This is a genomic window from Robertmurraya siralis, from assembly GCF_005502275.1.
GTDB lineage: Bacteria > Bacillota > Bacilli > Bacillales > Cytobacillaceae > Robertmurraya > Robertmurraya siralis.
In genome coordinates, this window is sequence record NZ_SWLZ01000001.1 from 540969 (window position 1) to 559972 (window position 19004).

A 19004-nucleotide genomic window follows, 5' to 3' on the forward strand; every position below is an offset into this window, starting at 1 on the left:
AGTCTGTATTGATTTTTAGCAGGAATATTGTTTAACAAAACTATTTAACAAAATATCGATTTCGAATCTTGAGTCCATGAGTCGATTTAAGTTAAGGCAAGCAACGAAAACCTAAAAATTTCAGGGTGCGCAGGAAGGGTGCATTCTTGCGGGAGTCACTTATTTTTATATAGATTTCACCTTTGCATCCTTTAGGTGTTTTTCGATTCATCTTTGATCATATATGTTATAATAAATTTTTGATAGATTATCGTGGAAGGGGAGAGAGTGATGAGTGGAGCGTCTGATAAAAGAGAAGCATTCCAACACTTGCTCCAACAATTGCAATTAACGGATGATCAAATGGTCACCCATTTTGAACAAGCCGAGATTGATAAAGTGATTGTTGAAAGGCAGGCAAGAAAATGGCATTTTCATTTTATATTTGAAAATATTTTACCATATAATGTTTATCAAAAATTTACTTCTCAATTAGAGAAAGCATTCTCCCATATCGCTACTGTATATCATTCCATTAAGGTTAAAAATGATGAAGCAACAGAGCAGTTAATCGTCGAATACTGGAATTCTTGTGTACTCCAGCTCGAGGGAATTGCTCCCCCATTGTTGAAATTGCTTAACGAACAAATACCGCATGTAGTTGGAAACAAATTGCTCATAAAAGTAAATAATGATATGGAAGGCTTAACCATTAAGAAAAAATATAGCGAGATGATTCAGGAAGCTTATCGGCAACTGGGCTTTCCTGTATTTGTTATAGAAACAGAGATCAATGAGCAATCTTCGAACGAGCAATATGAACAATTTTTAGAAGCGAAGAAAAAGGAAGATCAAGAGCGAGGAATGCAAGCTCTAATGGAAATGGAAAAACAGGAAGCGGAAAAAGAAGCTGGTGTTGAAGTTCCTTCCGGTCCATTAACAATCGGCTTAACCATTAAAGATGACGCCGATTTTCGCAAGTTAATTGATATCGTTGATGAAGAACGCCGTATTGCGATTGAAGGCTATATTTTTGCTGCGGAGACAAGAGAACTTCGCAGTGGCAGGACATTGTTGACGTTTAAGGTTACCGATTACACCAGTTCAATAATGGTAAAGATGTTTTCCCGAGATAAGGAAGATGCCGCCTTATTTGAACGAGTGCAAAAAGGAATGTGGGTAAAGGTTCGGGGAAGCATTCAAAACGATACATTCGTCCGTGATTTAGTTATGATCGGAAATGATATTAATGAAATAAAACCAGTGGAAAGACAGGACACTGCTCGAGAAGGGGAAAAAAGAGTAGAGCTCCATCTACATACACCGATGAGTCAAATGGATGCAGTGAGTTCAGTTGGCAGTTTGATCGCTCAGGCGAAAAAATGGGGCCATAAAGCAATAGCCGTTACCGATCATGCGGTTGCTCAATCTTTCCCAGAAGCGTTCAGTGCAGGGAAAAAAAATGATATAAAAATCTTATACGGGGTTGAAGCGAACCTCGTTGATGATGGTGTTCCAATAGCCTATAATGATGCTCATCGCCTCCTTTCTGAAGACACTTATGTGGTGTTTGACGTAGAGACGACCGGTTTATCTGCGGTATATGATACGATTATTGAATTGGCTGCAGTTAAGATTAAAGACGGAGAAATTGTCGATCGTTTTGAAGCCTTCGCCAATCCTCACCATCCATTATCTGCAACAACAATTGACTTAACGGGAATTACAGATGAGATGGTGAAGGATGCTCCTGAGGTTGAAGAAGTATTAAGAGATTTCCATAAATGGGTTGATGATGCTGTCCTAGTTGCCCACAACGCTTCCTTCGATATGGGCTTCCTTAATGTCGGCTACAAAAAAAGCGGGTTGGAGAAGGCGACAAATCCTGTTATTGATACATTAGAATTAGCCCGCTTTCTGTACCCAGAAATGAAGAACCATCGGTTAAACACATTGGCAAAAAAGTTTAATGTGGAACTTACCCAACACCACCGCGCCATCTATGATGCAGAAGCAACTGGATATTTACTGCTCATTATGCTTAAAGAAGCTCTTGAAAAGGGAATTACGTATCATGATCAGCTTAATGACAATATGGGGAAAGGAAATGCGTATCAAAGGGCTCGTCCTTTTCACTGTACTTTATTAGCTCAAAATGATGTTGGCTTGAAAAATCTTTTCAAGTTGATCTCAATTGCTCATATTGAATATTTCTATCGTGTTCCGCGAATTCCTAGGTCGGTACTGCAAAAGTATCGGGAGGGAATTTTAGTAGGTTCCGGCTGTGATAAAGGTGAAGTGTTCGAAGGGATGATGCAAAAGGCGGCTGAAGAAGTGGAAGAAACTGCCCGTTTCTACGACTATATTGAAGTGCATCCAAAAGAAGTCTATGCTCATTTGCTTGAATTAGAGCTAGTTCAAGATGAAAATAAGCTAGAGGATATTATTAAAAAGCTTGTAATGCTTGGGGAGAAGCTAGAGATTCCTGTTGTTGCTACGGGAAATGTTCACTACTTAAATCCAAACGATAAGATCTATCGTAAAATCCTTGTGAATTCACAGGGGGGAGCTAATCCTTTAAATAGGCATCAGCTTCCAGACGTACACTTCAGAACAACGAATGAAATGTTGGATGCTTTCTCATTTTTAGGGAAAGAAAAGGCGAAAGAAATCGTCGTCACCAATTCGAATAAAATTGCTGATATGATTGATGTTGTAAAACCGATAAAAGATGACCTCTATACACCGAAAATTGAAGGTGCGGACGATGAGATCCGTTCCATGAGCTATCGTCGTGCAAAAGACATCTACGGGGAGAATCTTCCAGAAATTGTGGAGGCGCGTTTAGAAAAAGAGTTGAAGAGTATCATTGGTCACGGATTTGCGGTTATTTACTTAATCTCCCATAAGCTTGTAAAGAAATCTTTAGATGACGGCTATTTAGTGGGTTCCCGTGGTTCGGTAGGCTCATCGCTAGTGGCGACGATGACAGAAATTACAGAAGTAAACCCATTGCCACCACACTACGTCTGTCCAAGCTGTAAGCATTCGGAATTTTTTAATGACGGTTCAGTTGGTTCTGGTTTTGACTTGCCTGATAAAGAATGTCCAAATTGCGGAGAGAAATACGTCAAAGATGGCCACGATATCCCGTTTGAAACATTTCTTGGCTTTAAAGGGGACAAGGTACCTGATATCGATTTGAACTTCTCAGGTGAATATCAGCCGCAGGCTCATAATTATACGAAAGTCCTGTTTGGTGAGGATTACGTTTACCGTGCGGGAACAATTGGTACGGTTGCTGATAAGACGGCGTTTGGATATGTGAAGGCGTATCAACAGGATAATAATCTTCAACTTCGCGGCGCTGAAATTGAGCGATTAGCAACTGGTTGTACAGGAGTTAAACGGACGACTGGTCAGCATCCAGGTGGTATCATTGTTGTCCCGGATTACATGGATATTTACGATTTCACGCCGATTCAGTTTCCTGCTGATGATCGGAATTCTGAATGGAAGACAACCCATTTTGATTTCCACTCTATTCATGACAACGTCTTAAAGCTTGATATATTAGGACACGATGATCCGACAGTTATTCGGATGCTCCAAGATTTAAGCGGGATTGATCCAAAGACGATTCCCACAGATGATAAAGAAGTGATGAAAATTTTTAGTGGACCGGAGGCGCTTGGCGTTACGGAAGAACAAATTATGTGTAAAACAGGAACGCTGGGGATACCTGAGTTCGGTACTCGCTTTGTCCGGCAAATGTTGGAGGATACGAAACCAACTACTTTTTCCGAACTTGTGCAAATCTCTGGGTTATCCCACGGAACGGATGTTTGGCTAGGGAATGCTCAGGAATTGATTCAAAATAATACTTGTACACTTAGTGAAGTTATCGGTTGTCGTGATGACATTATGGTTTATCTTATTTATCAAGGGCTGGAACCATCCTTTGCTTTTAAAATCATGGAGTCTGTTCGTAAGGGAAAAGGTTTAACAGATGAAATGGAAGAAGAAATGCGCAGGAATGAGGTTCCGGAGTGGTATATTGATTCTTGTAAGAAGATAAAATATATGTTCCCAAAAGCCCATGCCGCAGCCTATGTGTTAATGGCAGTCCGGATTGCTTACTTTAAAGTCCATTATCCATTATATTATTATGCAGCCTATTTCACTGTAAGAGCAGAGGATTTTGATATTGAAGCAATGGTCAAAGGTTCTCAAGCGATTCGTGCAAAGATTGAAGAAATCATTGCAAAGGGATTAGAAGCTTCAACGAAGGAGAAAAACCTGCTCACTGTCCTTGAACTGGCATTGGAAATGAATGAGAGAGGATTTACTTTTAAAAAGGTAGATTTATATCGTTCAAGTGCATCGGAATTTATTATTGATGGAAACTCTTTAATCCCGCCATTTAATTCGATTCCAGGACTTGGAACAAATGCCGCTATTAATATTGTAAAAGCTCGTGAAGATGGGGAATTTTTGTCAAAAGAAGATCTGCAACAGCGCGGTAAAGTTTCTAAGACAATCATGGAATATTTAGATAATCATGGTTGTCTTGCTGATATGCCAGAGCAAAATCAGTTATCATTATTCTAGAAGTTGTTAGGGGCTGCTGTAAAGCGCAGCTGAGATAACGAAAATTCCGTACGAAATAAACGAAACTCGTTTGGCAACTTTAAAAATGGACAAAACTCCTTGAAACTAGATTGGAATTTGTCAAGTGGAAAGAACACTATTGTTTGCATAAAAATATTGGTTATGGTATAGTTTTATTGGAAATACTATCGATAACTCTCGTTTACAAGAGTGGGGCTCCCCCGCTCTTTCTTGTTTGTTTGGGAAAGCTTCTTTTTCGATTGCCTGAGATTGGCCCTTGAAAAATGGATGATCGGCTAGCATATTCAATAAAATAACCATTTGCAAAGTGAACGGGATTAAAAGAACTGGATTTATCTTAATGTTTTTCTACATAACAGCAAGTCAGAGTGTAGACAAAGTCAAGAGTGATAGATAGCAGTTACCCTTTAAGCTCCTTTTAAAACGTTTGTTTATTCATCGCGGAGCGTTGCAAGGAGCGAAGGGAATAAGTGCCGGATAAGGAGAAGCAGCGAAGAAAGCGAGCGTTTGCGAGCTGTCTGAGGCAAGGAATTTTAACATTACTTCCTTTTTGTGTTTTTAACAGCCTGAGTCAATTTCATGTCCCGTAGAACTGAAGTTGATTCTAGTCAGAACAGTTAAAGTTAGGAGGGAAAATATGAGTAAGGTAATTGAAATTGTCGAAGAGATTGCTGGTCCCATCGTGGATGAACTTAATCTTGAATTGGTGGATATTGAATATGTTAAAGAAGGAAAAAATTGGTTCCTTCGTGTTTACATTGATAAAACAGGCGGTGTTGACATTGAGGAGTGCGGACTAGTAAGCGAGAAATTAAGCGAAAAGCTAGACGAAATTGATCCGATTCCTTACAACTATTTCTTGGAGGTATCATCTCCAGGTGCTGAGCGACCTCTCAAAAAGGAAAAGGATTATGAACGAGCAGTTGGGCATAACGTTTTTGTGAAAACATACGAACCGATTGATGGTGAGAAAAGCTTTGAAGGAAAGTTAACTGACTACTCAACTGATCAGTTAACGATAGAGCTGACGATTAAAACAAGAAAGAAAATCGTTCACATCCCAATGGACAAAATTGCAAACGCTCGGTTAGCCGTAACTTTTTCTTAAGTGAATTTGTGAAGAAATTAATTAATTTGATAGAGATCAAAGGGGGATAAAATCAAATGAGCAGTGAATTGCTAGATGCTCTTGACTTGCTGGAAAAAGAAAAAGGAATTTCAAGAGAGGTAATTATTGAAGCGATTGAAGCAGCGTTAGTATCTGCCTATCGGAGAAACTTTAATCAAGCTCAAAATGTTCGCATTGATTTAAATTTAGGTGCCGGTACGATGAGAGTTTTTGCAAGAAAAGATGTCGTGGAAGAAGTTTTTGATCCCCGTCTTGAAATTTCACTCGAGGATGCACGCAGAATCAATCCAAACTACCAAATTGAAGATGTTGTCGAACTCGAAGTAACACCAAAGGATTTTGGCAGAATTGCTGCACAAACGGCGAAGCAGGTTGTTACTCAAAGAGTAAGAGAAGCAGAACGAGGCATTATTTATTCAGAATTCATTGATCGTGAAGAAGATATCATGACAGGAATTGTACAGCGTGTGGACTCTAAATTTATCTATGTAAGCTTAGGAAAGATCGAAGCGATCCTGCCAGCTAATGAACAAATGCCTAATGAAAGATATCGACCACATGACCGCATTAAAGTGTTTATTACAAAAGTAGAAAAGACGACTAAAGGTCCTCAAATTTACGTTTCGAGAACTCATCCTGGCTTATTGAAGCGTCTTTTTGAAATAGAAGTTCCGGAAATTTATGATGGAACGGTGGAGATTAAATCGGTTTCAAGAGAAGCAGGAGATCGTTCAAAAATTTCTGTCCACTCTGAAAACCCTGAGGTCGATCCTGTTGGTTCTTGCGTAGGACCTAAGGGGGCACGAGTTCAAGCTGTTGTAAACGAGCTTAAAGGGGAAAAAATCGATATTGTAAAATGGTCAAATGACCCAGTTGTATTTGTTGCCAATGCTTTAAGTCCTTCAAAGGTACTTGACGTGATCGTTAACGAAGAAGAGAAGGCAACTACAGTTGTCGTACCAGATTATCAGCTTTCACTAGCGATTGGAAAAAGAGGTCAAAATGCTCGCCTTGCTGCTAAACTGACAGGCTGGAAAATCGACATTAAATCGGAAACTGATGCAAGAGAAGCTGGAATATTCCCACGTGAAGAAGGAATTCTCAGCTTTGATGATGAAGATGAGCAGGATTATGATAATGATTTAAGCTTAAACTTAGAGGATTCACGTGAGTAAAAAGAGGTGAGAGATGGATGAACAGGAAAAAAGTTCCTTTGCGGAAATGTGTGGCGACTGGTGAAATGAGGCCGAAAAAAGAACTTGTTCGCGTCGTCCGCTCAAAAGAAGGTGAAGTTTCCATCGATTTAACAGGAAAGAAAAATGGTCGCGGAGCTTACCTTTCAAAAGACAAGGAAGCCATTCTTTTAGCCAAAAAGAAAAACACATTGAAAAATCATTTAGAGGTCGAAATAGACGATTCTATTTATGATGAACTACTTGAGTTAGTAGAGAAGGAGAAACGACAATCCTAATGAAACCAAATCAATGGATGTCATTGTTAGGCCTAGCCAATCGAGCGCGGAAAATCATTTCAGGCGAAGAGCTTGTTGTAAAAGAAATAAGAAGTGGCAGGGCAAAGCTTGTATTGCTCTCTGCGGATGCATCCGCCAATACCGCGAAAAAAGTGACGGATAAATGCAACTCCTTTTCAATTCCATATAAGTTGGTGGAGAACCGCAATTTACTCGGCCAATCAATTGGAAAGGAAGCCCGCGTAGTTGTGGCTGTTTTAGATGCAGGGTTTGCCAATAAGCTGAAACAAGTGCTCGATTAATATTTGCGGGGGTGAAAATATGAGTAAAATACGAGTTTACGAATACGCAAAAAAACATAATGTTTCAAGTAAAGACGTGATCACTAAACTAAAAGAAATGAATATAGAGGTTTCAAATCATATGACAACAATTGAAGGGGATACAATCCAGAAGCTTGATCGTCTTTACAATAAAGAGGAAAAACAGCCTCAGCCAGCAAAAACGCAGGAGAAAACCAGTACAGTTGGGGAACGGAATGCTGGTCCAGCCAAAGCGCAAAGCGGCGCAACACCGAAAACACGTGACGGCAAAAAAGGTTCAGGTGAAGGGCAATCAAAAGATAATAAAGGTTTTAAGAGTAACCATAATAATCAAGGAAATCAAAAAAACAAAAATAAAAATCAGAAAAACAAAGGAAAGAATCAGCCTCAAGTTCAATCTCAGCCTCCAAAAAGGAAAGAAAAAGAACTTCCAGCAAAAATTACTTTTAGCGAATCATTAACGGTTGCTGAATTGGCGAAGAAAATACATCGCGAGCCTTCTGAAATCATTAAGAAATTGTTCTTACTTGGTGTAATGGCGACGATAAATCAGGACCTAGATAAAGATGCAATTGAATTGATTGCTTCTGAGTACGGCGTTGAGGTAGAGGAAGAAGTTAAAGTTGATGTTACAGATTTAGAGGTGTATTTCACTGAGGACGATGATGCCGAGCTAGTGGAAAGACCTTCTGTCGTGACGATTATGGGACACGTTGACCACGGGAAAACGACACTGCTTGATTCGATTCGTCATACAAAAGTGACAGCGGGTGAAGCTGGGGGAATTACTCAGCATATTGGCGCATACCAAGTGGAAGAGAACGGGAAAAAGATCACTTTCTTAGATACTCCAGGTCACGCTGCTTTTACAACAATGCGGGCCCGTGGTGCCAAAATCACTGACATTACTGTACTAGTTGTGGCTGCAGATGACGGTGTTATGCCACAGACAATTGAGGCAATTAATCACGCGAAAGCCGCAGAAGTGCCAATTATTGTGGCTGTCAACAAAATTGATAAAGAGGCAGCCAACCCGGATCGTGTTATGCAGGAATTAACTGAGCATGGATTAATCCCTGAAGCATGGGGAGGAGATACGATCTTTGTACCGCTTTCTGCCCTAACTGGAGAAGGAATTGATTCTCTGTTAGAAATGATTTTGCTCGTCAGTGAAGTGGAGGAATATAAAGCAAACCCTGTCAGAAAGGCGATTGGCACTGTGATCGAAGCTCAATTAGATAAAGGCCGAGGCTCAGTTGCAACGTTGCTCGTTCAAAACGGAACATTAAGGGTGGGCGATCCAATTGTAGTTGGAAATACATTTGGGCGTGTTCGTGCAATGGTCAACGATCTTGGCCGTCGCGTAAAAGAAGCAGGTCCGTCAACACCTGTAGAAATTACAGGCTTGAATGATGTCCCTCAGGCAGGAGACCGTTTTGTCGTTTTCGAAGATGAAAAGACAGCACGTCAAGTTGGTGAAGCCCGCGCGACTCAAGCACTACAAGCGCAAAGAAGCGAAAAAACACGCATAAGCTTAGACAATCTTTTTGATCATTTAAAGCAAGGTGAGATGAAAGAACTTAATATCATTGTCAAAGCAGACGTACAAGGCTCTGTTGAAGCGGTAGCAGCAGCTTTCCAAAAGCTAGATGTCGAAGGGGTTAATGTCAAAATAATTCATACTGGCGTTGGTGCCATTAATGAGTCTGACATTACACTCGCCGCTGCATCAAATGCAATTGTTATCGGATTTAACGTCCGTCCTGATAACAATGCGAAGCGTGCCGCTGAATCAGAGGAAGTCGATATTCGTCTTCATCGAATCATTTATAAAGCGATCGAAGAAATTGAAGCGGCGATGAAAGGGATGCTTGATCCTGAGTTTGAAGAAAAAATTATTGGGCAGGCTGAAGTTCGTCAAACCTTCAAGGTATCCAAAGTTGGAACAATTGCAGGTTCTTATGTTACGGATGGAAAAATCACCCGCAACAGTGGCGTTCGCCTCATTCGTGATGGCATCGTAATTTTCGAAGGCGAAATTGATGCTTTAAGAAGATTCAAAGATGATGTGAAAGAAGTTGCTCAAGGGTATGAATGTGGAATCACGATTAAAAACTTTAATGATGTTAAAGAAGGAGACGTGATTGAAGCATATATTATGGAGGAAGTGGAACGTTAATGATAGTGGGTCTTGCAGTTTGTGAGTGTATCATTTATGATGCTCATTCACTGAAAGAGAAGAGAGCAGTCTTACAGCGAGTCCTTGTCAGACTGAAGCAGAGATTTAACGTCTCAGTATCGGAAGTTGATTTTCAGGATGTGTGGCAGCGAACAAAAATTGCCATCGTTGTTGTAACCTCTTCTCAAGTTTCGTCTGAAATGGAACTGCAAAACGCGCTTAAGTTTATCGATTCTTTCCCAGAAATTGAGAGAACAATTACTAATATTGAGTGGCTTTAAGCCCCAATAGTTTAAGCCTTTTTATAATGCAAATTTTCACAGAGAAGGCCATATAAGGAAGAGGACGCTTGTCCTTGTTACAAAAATGTTTAATTTTTCACATGATGGATGGTCAAGCGTCAGCCGCCTAACGCCTAACAAACTTGTTGCTTGATTTAGCATGCTAGCGAAAGCAGCTTGTTCGTCGATAGCAGGGGCGCTTGTACTTTTCTTAAGGACTAGAGGTGACAAAAATGAGTCTTAGATCTAATCGTGTTGGCGAACAAATGAAAAAGGAACTCGGCGAGATTATCGGACGGAAAATTAAGGATCCTCGGATAGGGTTTGTTACCGTGACAGATGTTCAAGTAACTGGTGATCTTCAACAGGCTAAAGTATTCATTTCCGTTTTAGGAGATGATGAGCAGAAGGAGAATACGCTTAAAGGTTTAGCAAAAGCAAAAGGCTTTATCCGCTCAGAAATTGGGCAGAGAATTCGCTTGAGAAAAACACCGGAAATCATATTCGAATTTGATGAATCGATTGATTATGGTAATCGTATCGATTCCCTTTTATATAAGCTTCAAGAAGAGAACCAATCGAAGGATCATGAAGATTAGAGTCGACTTGCGAGCGCTAACGCAGATGATGAAAGGCTTTCATATATTTTGACATGGAGGAGGGATAGACGGGCTGTCTATCCTTTTTCTCTCGTTGTTTAGGAAAAATATAAATTTCGTTTGTTGCGGATTCCTTTTTAAAGCGTGCATCTAGTCTATCGCAAGCAGTCAAAACGTAACAAACATATCTGCGATAAGTCAACTGAAGGTTTCCAATAGGCCCTTTTAAGTTTGTATCGTGATGAGCACTAACGAAAACTTCTTACGGAACAATCTGTTCCTTGATGGTTGCGAAGGCGCTCAAGCCGATTTTAATGTCATTGGTATATCTTTGTATATCGATAATAAACAGAGTGAGCCTGCTTTTTTCTAGGAAAAAGGTCGGTGTCAATGAACGCAAAGAAATGCAATATTTGGCCTTTACGCTGTTGCATTCGTGCTAACCTAATCTTAACCATTTCTGTTTTTGAAGATAATCTCTTTCAAAACGCGAGGTCGTTCATATAAAAGTGAAGAGGAGGATAGAGATGGAAGGAATATTGCCACTGTATAAACCGAAAGGACTGACATCGCATGATTGTGTCTTTAAGCTGCGCAAAATATTGCGGATGAAAAGAATTGGACATACAGGAACATTAGATCCTGAGGTCGATGGCGTACTGCCCATTTGCTTGGGACGTGCAACGAAGGTTGCTGAATATATAACGGATGCAGGAAAAACATATGTCGGAGAAGTGATGATTGGCTTTACTACAACGACAGAGGATGCAACAGGAGAAACTGTTGAGGAAAACTTAGTAAAAAAATCTTTTTCAAGAGCGGAAATTCTAGCCGTTTTAGCTGAGCTTTCAGGTGAAATAACACAAACGCCTCCGATGTTCTCAGCAGTAAAAGTTAATGGAAAAAGATTGTATGAGTATGCAAGGCAAGGATTGGAAGTGGAACGGCCATCTAGAAGAGTGACGATCTATTCAATTGAACTGCTGGATGAGCGGGAGCAATTTGAAGGAGAACTGATTCGTTTTCGCTTTCAAGTGTCATGTAGCAAAGGAACGTATATTCGCACACTTGCCGTAATGATTGGTGAGAAGCTTGGATATCCCGCACATATGTCACAATTAACTCGTATCAGGTCTGCGAGTTTTACTTTAGACGATTGTCTTACTTTTTCTGATATCGAGGAATTAGTGGAAACAGGAGCAATTGTTGAGGCTCTTCAACCGATTGAGACAGCCTTATATTATTTGCCGAAATATCAAATAAATGATAAATTAGGTGAGAAAGTAAAAAATGGAGCTGTCCTTCCTATTCCAGAGCCCTTTCTCAATGAGAAAGGACCGATCGTTTTGGAAGAGGTGGATGGTACTGCCTTAGCGATTTATGAGGCACACCCTCAAAAAGAAGGGCTAATGAAGCCTAAAAAAGTGCTGAAAATATAGACTATACGAGATTTTTCTGTGACAGGAATTAGGTGGGAAAATAAGTGGAAGTTATTCAAATTCATCATCCTCATCAATTTAAGCCTGAAGATTTTGCGCCAATGACGATGGCATTAGGTTTTTTTGACGGTGTTCATTACGGGCACCAGAAAGTAATAAATACGGCTGCAGCAATAGCTGAAAAAAGAAATGGCAAGGTGGCCGTCATGACTTTTGATCCTCATCCGTCTGTAGTTCTTCGACGGGATATAAAACATGTGGAATATATCACACCGCTAAAAGAGAAGGCGAGATTAATAGAGCAGCTGCATGTAGATTATTTATTTGTGGTGCAATTTACAAGTGAATTTGCTAACCTTCTTCCACAGGAGTTTGTCGATCAATATTTAATTGCTTTAAATGTTATTCATGTGGTTGCCGGTTTTGATTACAGTTATGGGAGATTAGGGAAAGGCACGATGGAGACACTCCCGTTTCATTCAAGAGGAAAATTTGAATTTACGACTGTACCGAAATTGTCAAACGGGCATGAAAAGATAAGCTCCACTCTTATCCGTAAATTGATACGGGAGGGGGATGTGGAAAGAATACCTGACTTTTTAGGCCGTTTTTACACAACGAGTGGGATTGTTATTCATGGCGATAAAAGAGGTCGAACAATTGGCTTTCCAACTGCTAATACCGCTATTGATGATTCCTTTTATCTCCCGCCAATAGGTGTTTATGCAGTAAGAATCCTTGTTGCAGATAACTGGTATGAGGGCGTCTGTAATATAGGATATAAGCCAACATTTAATGAAACCCAAGCTCCTAAGCCATCAGTTGAAGTCCATATCTTTCAATTCACTCAGGAAATTTATGGTTATGAAGTAGTGGTTGAGTGGCATAAAAGGATTAGAGCAGAGAAAAAATTCAATGGTATTGAGGAGCTTGTACAACAAATAGAAAAAGACAAGGCGAGTACGATTGATTATTTTCATAAAGTTTAGGTGTATTTTACCGAGAACAGCGAAATATATTGTTTCCTCTTGCTTTTTGTCACAAAAAGTTGTATTCTAATTAACGTGAATTCATTTCGTATATATTTGGATGAATACACGTATTAAAAATGAACCTTTGCTTGGCAAGTCGAGTCACCGACGCTTGCTGGAGCATTTGGGGATTGAATATTTAGGAGGTGAAACGGATGGCAATCACAAAAGAACGTAAGAATGAACTTATCAACGAGTTCAAAACACATGAGAACGATACTGGTTCACCAGAAGTTCAAATCGCTGTCCTTACTGAGGAGATCAATAATTTAAATGATCACTTACGTACTCATAAGAAAGACCACCATTCACGTCGCGGTCTTTTGAAAATGGTAGGTAGACGTCGTAACCTATTAACTTATCTTCGTAACAAAGACGTTCAACGTTACCGTGAGTTAATCAACAGACTTGGTTTACGTCGATAAGAACTGGATGTTAACAAAAGCGGGAGTTTTCCCGCTTTTTTGTTAGCATTAAATAATTGGAAAATTAATACATAATTTCGTATTTTAAGTCCATAAAAAAATGTACATAATATAAGAAAAGCGGAAGCGGCTTGCTCATCGCCGTACAAACTGGAAGGGCCTGTTCTTTCGATAAAGAAAAATCGATAAGCCAAAGCGAATCGAGTTTGACTTATCGTGGGAGAGGACCTGACTATACCAAATAATGTTATATTTAAAATAATGAATATTATCCGTCATCTTCATGCCTACTAGAGTAATGAGATGGAGTTTAAGATACAATATATAATTTTTATTAGCTAAATCTCCCAGGAGTGTTAGTAAGAGAGGGGTTTTAAAAGGAATGGGACAAGAAAAACAAATCTTTTCCATAGAGTGGGCTGGCCGGCCACTAACTGTTGAAATTGGTCAATTGGCAAAACAAGCTAACGGCTCAGCACTAATCCGTTATGGAGATACTGCTGTATTAAGCACGGCAACTGCTTCAAAAGAACCGAAAAAACTAGACTTCTTTCCGTTAACTGTTAATTATGAGGAAAGACTATATGCTGTTGGAAAGATACCAGGAGGTTTTATTAAGAGGGAAGGACGTCCGAGTGAAAAAGCGATTTTAGCAAGCCGCTTAATTGATCGTCCCATCCGTCCGTTATTCGCCGATGGTTTTAGAAATGAAGTCCAGGTAATTAGCATGGTTATGAGCGTTGATCAAGATTGCTCATCAGAAATGGCAGCGATGTTTGGCTCTTCTCTTGCTTTATCAATTTCAGATATTCCGTTTGAAGGACCGATTGCTGGAGTGACGGTAGGACGCATAGATGGAAACTTTATTATTAATCCAAATGTAGAACAAATGGAAAAAAGTGATATCCATCTGGTCGTTGCCGGTACAAAAGATGCGATCAATATGGTTGAAGCTGGTGCAGATGAGGTGCCGGAAGAAACGATGCTTGAAGCCATTATGTTTGGTCATGAAGAAATTAAACGTTTAATCGCCTTTCAGGAAGAAATTGCTGCAAAAGTTGGCAAGGAAAAGATGGAAGTTATCCTTTTCAATGTCGATGAGCAATTAGAAGCAGAAATTCGTCAAACATGCGAAAAAGAAATGATTGAAGCCATTCAAGTGCAGGAAAAGCATGCACGTGAAGACGCGATTAAAGCTGTGAAAGACAGAGTGATTGCTCAGTATGAAGAGCAGGAAGCAGATGAAGATGACCTGAAGCAAGTAAAGCAAATATTAGACAAGCTTGTAAAAGGTGAAGTTCGTCGGTTAATTACAGAAGAAAAAGTGCGCCCTGATGGTCGTAATCCAGATGAAATCCGTCCTTTATCTTCAGAAGTCGGGCTTCTTCCTCGTACGCATGGCTCTGGACTATTTACACGTGGACAAACACAAGCATTAAGTATTTGTACACTTGGCGCATTAGGAGACGTGCAAATATTAGATGGCTTAGGAATCGAAGAAGAAAAACGTTTTATGCATCATTATAACTTCCCGAGCTTTAGTGTTGGAGAAACAGGACCAATTAGAGGACCTGGTCGTCGGGAGATTGGACATGGTGCACTTGGCGAGCGTGCTCTTGAACCAATTATCCCTTCTGAAAGCGACTTTCCGTATACAATTCGCTTAGTATCTGAAGTACTTGAATCAAACGGTTCAACCTCGCAAGCGAGTATTTGTGCAAGTACGTTGGCAATGATGGACGCAGGGGTGCCGATTAAAGCACCGGTTGCTGGAATTGCGATGGGGCTTGTGAAATCTGGCGAACATTATACCGTTTTAACAGACATTCAAGGAATGGAAGATCATCTGGGAGATATGGACTTTAAAGTTGCAGGTACTGCTAAAGGGGTAACTGCCCTGCAAATGGATATTAAAATTGAAGGATTATCTCGTGAAATTCTAGAAGAAGCATTGCAACAAGCCAAAAAAGGCCGGATGCAAATTCTTGAGTCAATGCTAGCGACGATCTCTGCACCAAATAACGAGCTTTCTCAATATGCTCCAAAAATCTTAACGATGCATATTAACCCAGATAAAATTCGCGACGTTATCGGACCAAGTGGAAAGCAGATTAACAAAATTATCGAGGAAACAAATGTTAAAATCGATATCGAACAAGATGGTACCATTTTCATTTCTTCAACCAATGAGGAAATGAACCAAAAAGCGAAAAAGATTATAGAAGACATCGTACGTGAAGTGGAAGTTGGTCAAATGTACTTAGGAAAAGTTAAACGAATTGAAAAATTCGGTGCATTTGTTGAAATCTTTAGCGGTAAAGATGGCTTAGTTCATATTTCAGAAATAGCTGAAGAACGGGTTGGAAAAGTAGAAGATGTATTATCAATCGGTGATGAAGTGCTTGTAAAAGTAACGGAGATTGATAAACAAGGTCGTGTGAACTTATCCAGAAAAGCTGTTCTAAAAGAGCAACGAGAGCAAAAGGAACAGGCACAGAAGTAAATGTTTCACTCACGAAGTTAAGAAACAAGTGCTCCTATGCTTCGAAAAAGTCAGGGGATGCCCTGGCTTTTTGTGTCTCTTTAATACTAGAAGTGGGTTTTCTGGAAACCTAGTTCTACCTTGTCCTCCTTCCTCATAATTTGTAAGGAAGGAGGCATAAAGGATGAAAAAGCTGGTTTTTATTGCTATGATTGTTTTACTCGGTGTCCTTATTGTTAATAATTCTTTAACAGTACAATATTTGGCGAAATTAAAGGGAGATAGTACATTTGTCAGTAAAAAAGTTGACCCTTTATATGAAGAAATTCGCTCTAAGGCAAAAGACTACGCTGTTGCACCAATAGATGCGAAAATTGACCCAGTCTGGAAGGCAATTCCGGGCATTAATGGTTTAAAGGTTGATGTTGACGCATCATTTGAGAAGATGAAAAAGGATGGGAAGTTTAAAAAGGAAAAGCTTGTGTATAAACAAGTTGAACCGAATATCCATCTTCGTGATCTTCCTCCAAATCCAATTTATAAAGGCAATCCAGAAAAGCAAATGGTTAGCTTTATTATTAATGTAGCATGGGGCAATGAATATCTTTCCCCTATTCTTGCAACTTTGAAGAAACATAATGTTCACGTTACCTTTTTTTTAGAGGGAAGATGGGTAAAAAATCATCCTGAATTAGCAAAAATGATTTCTTCCGCAGGGCATGAGGTAGGAAATCATTCCTATACACATCCCGATATGAAGCGAATTTCCGCGGGAATGATCAGACAGGAGATTCAAAAAACAAATGAAGTGATTGAAGCAACCACTGAAAAAATACCTTTATGGCTAGCGCCCCCTAGTGGAAGTTATCGCGATGAAGTAGTGAAAATTGCAGCTGAAGAAAAGCTAGGAACTGTCTTATGGAGTGTCGATACGATCGATTGGCAAAAACCTGCACCTGAAGTACTTATCAATCGCGTCATCAGTAAAATTCATAACGGGGCAATGGTGTTGATGCATCCGACCGATTCAACTGCCAAAGCGCTCGATCGATTAATTACTGAAATTAAAAATAAAAATTTAGAAATCAATACAGTCTCAGAGCTGCTAAGTGAAAGACGGTAAGACTTTCGGATATTAGAGGAAAAAAGAGACAAGCTAAGATTAATGCCGACCTATCATCTCCTTCTTTTTAGGATGAGAAGCAGTCTAGTCCTGGCAATTTTTTATGGAGGCTGTTTTCGTAAATGATCATCATGAACAACAGTTTACGAAATAAAGTCTTTTCGGCAAGGCAACGGTGAGACCCGTCGTTACCGCTTATTATGAAACGATGTAATTTTTTAGCATCATGTTTTGAATCAGGAGGAATTTGCGTGATTAAGAGATATACTTGTCAAAATGGAGTAAGAATCGTACTAGAAAATATACCTACTGTTCGTTCTGTTGCTATCGGCGTCTGGATTGGAACTGGTTCACGTAATGAGAATCCGGAAAACAACGGAATATCTCATTTTCTTGAGCATATGTTTTTCAAAGGAACAAAGACGAGATCAGCGCGTGAAATAGCTGAATCATTCGATAGTATCGGCGGTCAGGTTAATGCCTTCACATCAAAAGAATATACTTGCTACTATGCAAAGGTTCTGGACAATCATGCGAATTTTGCTCTTGAAGTACTTGCTGATATGTTTTTCAATTCAACCTTTGATGAAGAAGAGTTGAAAAAAGAAAAAAATGTTGTTTATGAAGAAATAAAAATGTATGAGGATACACCCGATGATATTGTGCATGATTTATTGAGCAAAGCTGTCTATGAAAATCATCCGTTAGGCTATCCGATTTTAGGTACAGAGGAGACATTGGCATCCTTTACCGGTGAAACATTAAAAGAATATATGCATAATACATATACTCCAGAAAATGTCGTGATTTCCATTGCCGGAAATATTACTGAATCGTTTATTTCTGATGTGGAAAAACATTTTGGGAGCTATGAAGCTGGGAATCAGGAGCAGCCTGATGGAAAGCCTATGTTCCATATGAACCATATGGCACGGAAAAAGGAAACGGAACAGGCCCATCTATGCATTGGGTTTGAAGGGCTACAAGTAGGGCATGAAGACATTTATAATTTGATCGTTTTAAATAATGTTCTTGGCGGGAGCATGAGTTCAAGATTATTCCAAGATGTCCGTGAACGAAAAGGGCTTGCTTATTCTGTTTTTTCTTATCATTCTTCCTTCCACGATAGCGGAATTGTGACGATTTATGGAGGTACGGGTGCTAAGCAGTTGGATGTATTGTTTGATACGATTAAAGAAACGCTTGCTAATTTAAAAAGTGAAGGGATTACAGAAAAAGAACTAAACAACTGTAAAGAGCAGTTAAAAGGGAGCTTAATGCTAAGTTTAGAAAGTACGAACAGCCGGATGAGCCGCAATGGAAAAAATGAGCTTCTGTTAAAACGCCATCGCACCCTTGATGAAATTGTTCATGAGATTGATCAGGTCTCTAAGGAAGGCGTTGACAAGCTCGCCAATACAATTTTCACAAATGCATTTTCGGTTTCCCTCATAAGCCCAGAGGGAGAGTTACCAAAGAATATTTAACGTCTTGCAACCTGCTTTTCGGCAGGTTGTTTTTTGTAGAATGACAAGATGGACCGCAAATTTCCAATTTGGCAAAATGTAAATAATTTAGGTCGAGCTTATTCTAAATTTTGTACTTTATTGATACATATATAAGGAGTGATGGAAACGGAGGGGAATGAATTGAGGCTCAGTGAATTAAGCGGGAAGGAAATAGTCGATGTTAAAAAGGCAGAGCGCCTAGGCGTTCTGGGGCAAACCGATTTAGAAATCGATGAGAATAGTGGCCAAATCAGGGCATTGCTTATTCCGTCGTTAAAATGGTTTGGCTTCAAAAGACAAGGCGGAGAAGTTCGAGTACCATGGCGCCATATTAAAAAAATCGGTAATGATATGATCATTATTGATGTACCAAATAACGATTTAGATGAGGGTTGATGCAAAT

General features: G+C 39.6%; 15 protein-coding genes. All 15 read left to right on the top strand.

Going from position 1 to position 19004, the window contains the following annotated elements; translation table 11 throughout:
* Positions 1–270 precede the first annotated feature (270 nt).
* Positions 271–4590, top strand: coding sequence for a PolC-type DNA polymerase III (locus FCJ93_RS02585; protein WP_137742843.1), 4320 nt, complete (start codon positions 271–273; stop codon positions 4588–4590).
* Between the two features lie 658 nt (positions 4591–5248).
* Positions 5249–5719: a ribosome maturation factor RimP gene (rimP, locus tag FCJ93_RS02590; protein ID WP_137742844.1), complete on the top strand. Its 471-nt coding sequence runs from the start codon at positions 5249–5251 to the stop codon at positions 5717–5719.
* Between the two features lie 56 nt (positions 5720–5775).
* On the top strand, positions 5776–6915 hold the full coding sequence (gene nusA / locus FCJ93_RS02595; RefSeq protein ID WP_095308134.1) for a transcription termination factor NusA: 1140 nt from the start codon (positions 5776–5778) through the stop codon (positions 6913–6915).
* Positions 6916–6932: 17 nt separating this feature from the next.
* Positions 6933–7211, top strand: a complete 279-nt coding sequence (gene rnpM, locus FCJ93_RS02600; RefSeq protein WP_095308136.1) for an RNase P modulator RnpM — start codon at positions 6933–6935, stop codon at positions 7209–7211.
* On the top strand, positions 7211–7513 hold the full coding sequence (locus FCJ93_RS02605; protein WP_095308139.1) for a YlxQ family RNA-binding protein: 303 nt from the start codon (positions 7211–7213) through the stop codon (positions 7511–7513). The genes rnpM and FCJ93_RS02605 overlap by 1 nt, the downstream gene beginning before the upstream one ends.
* Before the next feature lie 19 nt (positions 7514–7532).
* Positions 7533–9713 (top strand): translation initiation factor IF-2, encoded by a 2181-nt coding sequence (gene infB, locus FCJ93_RS02610; protein ID WP_137742845.1) that lies wholly within the window; start codon positions 7533–7535, stop codon positions 9711–9713.
* A complete protein-coding gene (locus tag FCJ93_RS02615) occupies positions 9713–9994 on the top strand; it encodes a DUF503 domain-containing protein (protein WP_095308145.1) in 282 nt (93 codons plus the stop codon). The genes infB and FCJ93_RS02615 overlap by 1 nt, the downstream gene beginning before the upstream one ends.
* A 233-nt stretch (positions 9995–10227) precedes the next feature.
* Positions 10228–10593, top strand: a complete 366-nt coding sequence (rbfA, locus tag FCJ93_RS02620; RefSeq protein WP_095308147.1) for a 30S ribosome-binding factor RbfA — start codon at positions 10228–10230, stop codon at positions 10591–10593.
* Between the two features lie 527 nt (positions 10594–11120).
* Positions 11121–12032, top strand: a complete 912-nt coding sequence (gene truB, locus FCJ93_RS02625) for a tRNA pseudouridine(55) synthase TruB (RefSeq protein WP_095308149.1) — start codon at positions 11121–11123, stop codon at positions 12030–12032.
* A gap of 44 nt (positions 12033–12076) precedes the next feature.
* Positions 12077–13021, top strand: coding sequence for a bifunctional riboflavin kinase/FAD synthetase (gene ribF / locus FCJ93_RS02630; RefSeq protein ID WP_095308151.1), 945 nt, complete (start codon positions 12077–12079; stop codon positions 13019–13021).
* A 197-nt stretch (positions 13022–13218) separates the two neighbouring features.
* Positions 13219–13488, top strand: a complete 270-nt coding sequence (gene rpsO, locus FCJ93_RS02635; protein WP_095308153.1) for a 30S ribosomal protein S15 — start codon at positions 13219–13221, stop codon at positions 13486–13488.
* 382 nt (positions 13489–13870) lie between these two features.
* Positions 13871–15991, top strand: a complete 2121-nt coding sequence (gene pnp, locus FCJ93_RS02640) for a polyribonucleotide nucleotidyltransferase (protein ID WP_137742846.1) — start codon at positions 13871–13873, stop codon at positions 15989–15991.
* A 163-nt stretch (positions 15992–16154) separates the two neighbouring features.
* Positions 16155–17093, top strand: coding sequence for a polysaccharide deacetylase family protein (locus FCJ93_RS02645; protein ID WP_095308157.1), 939 nt, complete (start codon positions 16155–16157; stop codon positions 17091–17093).
* Positions 17094–17344: 251 nt separating this feature from the next.
* The gene (locus FCJ93_RS02650; protein WP_095308159.1) at positions 17345–18580 is read left to right on the top strand and encodes a M16 family metallopeptidase; all 1236 of its coding nucleotides are present in this window, start codon (positions 17345–17347) and stop codon (positions 18578–18580) included.
* A gap of 162 nt (positions 18581–18742) precedes the next feature.
* Positions 18743–18997 carry a YlmC/YmxH family sporulation protein gene (locus FCJ93_RS02655; protein WP_095308713.1) on the top strand — a complete coding sequence of 85 codons (255 nt, stop codon included), beginning with the start codon at positions 18743–18745 and terminating at the stop codon, positions 18995–18997.
* The last annotated feature ends 7 nt before the right edge of the window (positions 18998–19004 follow it).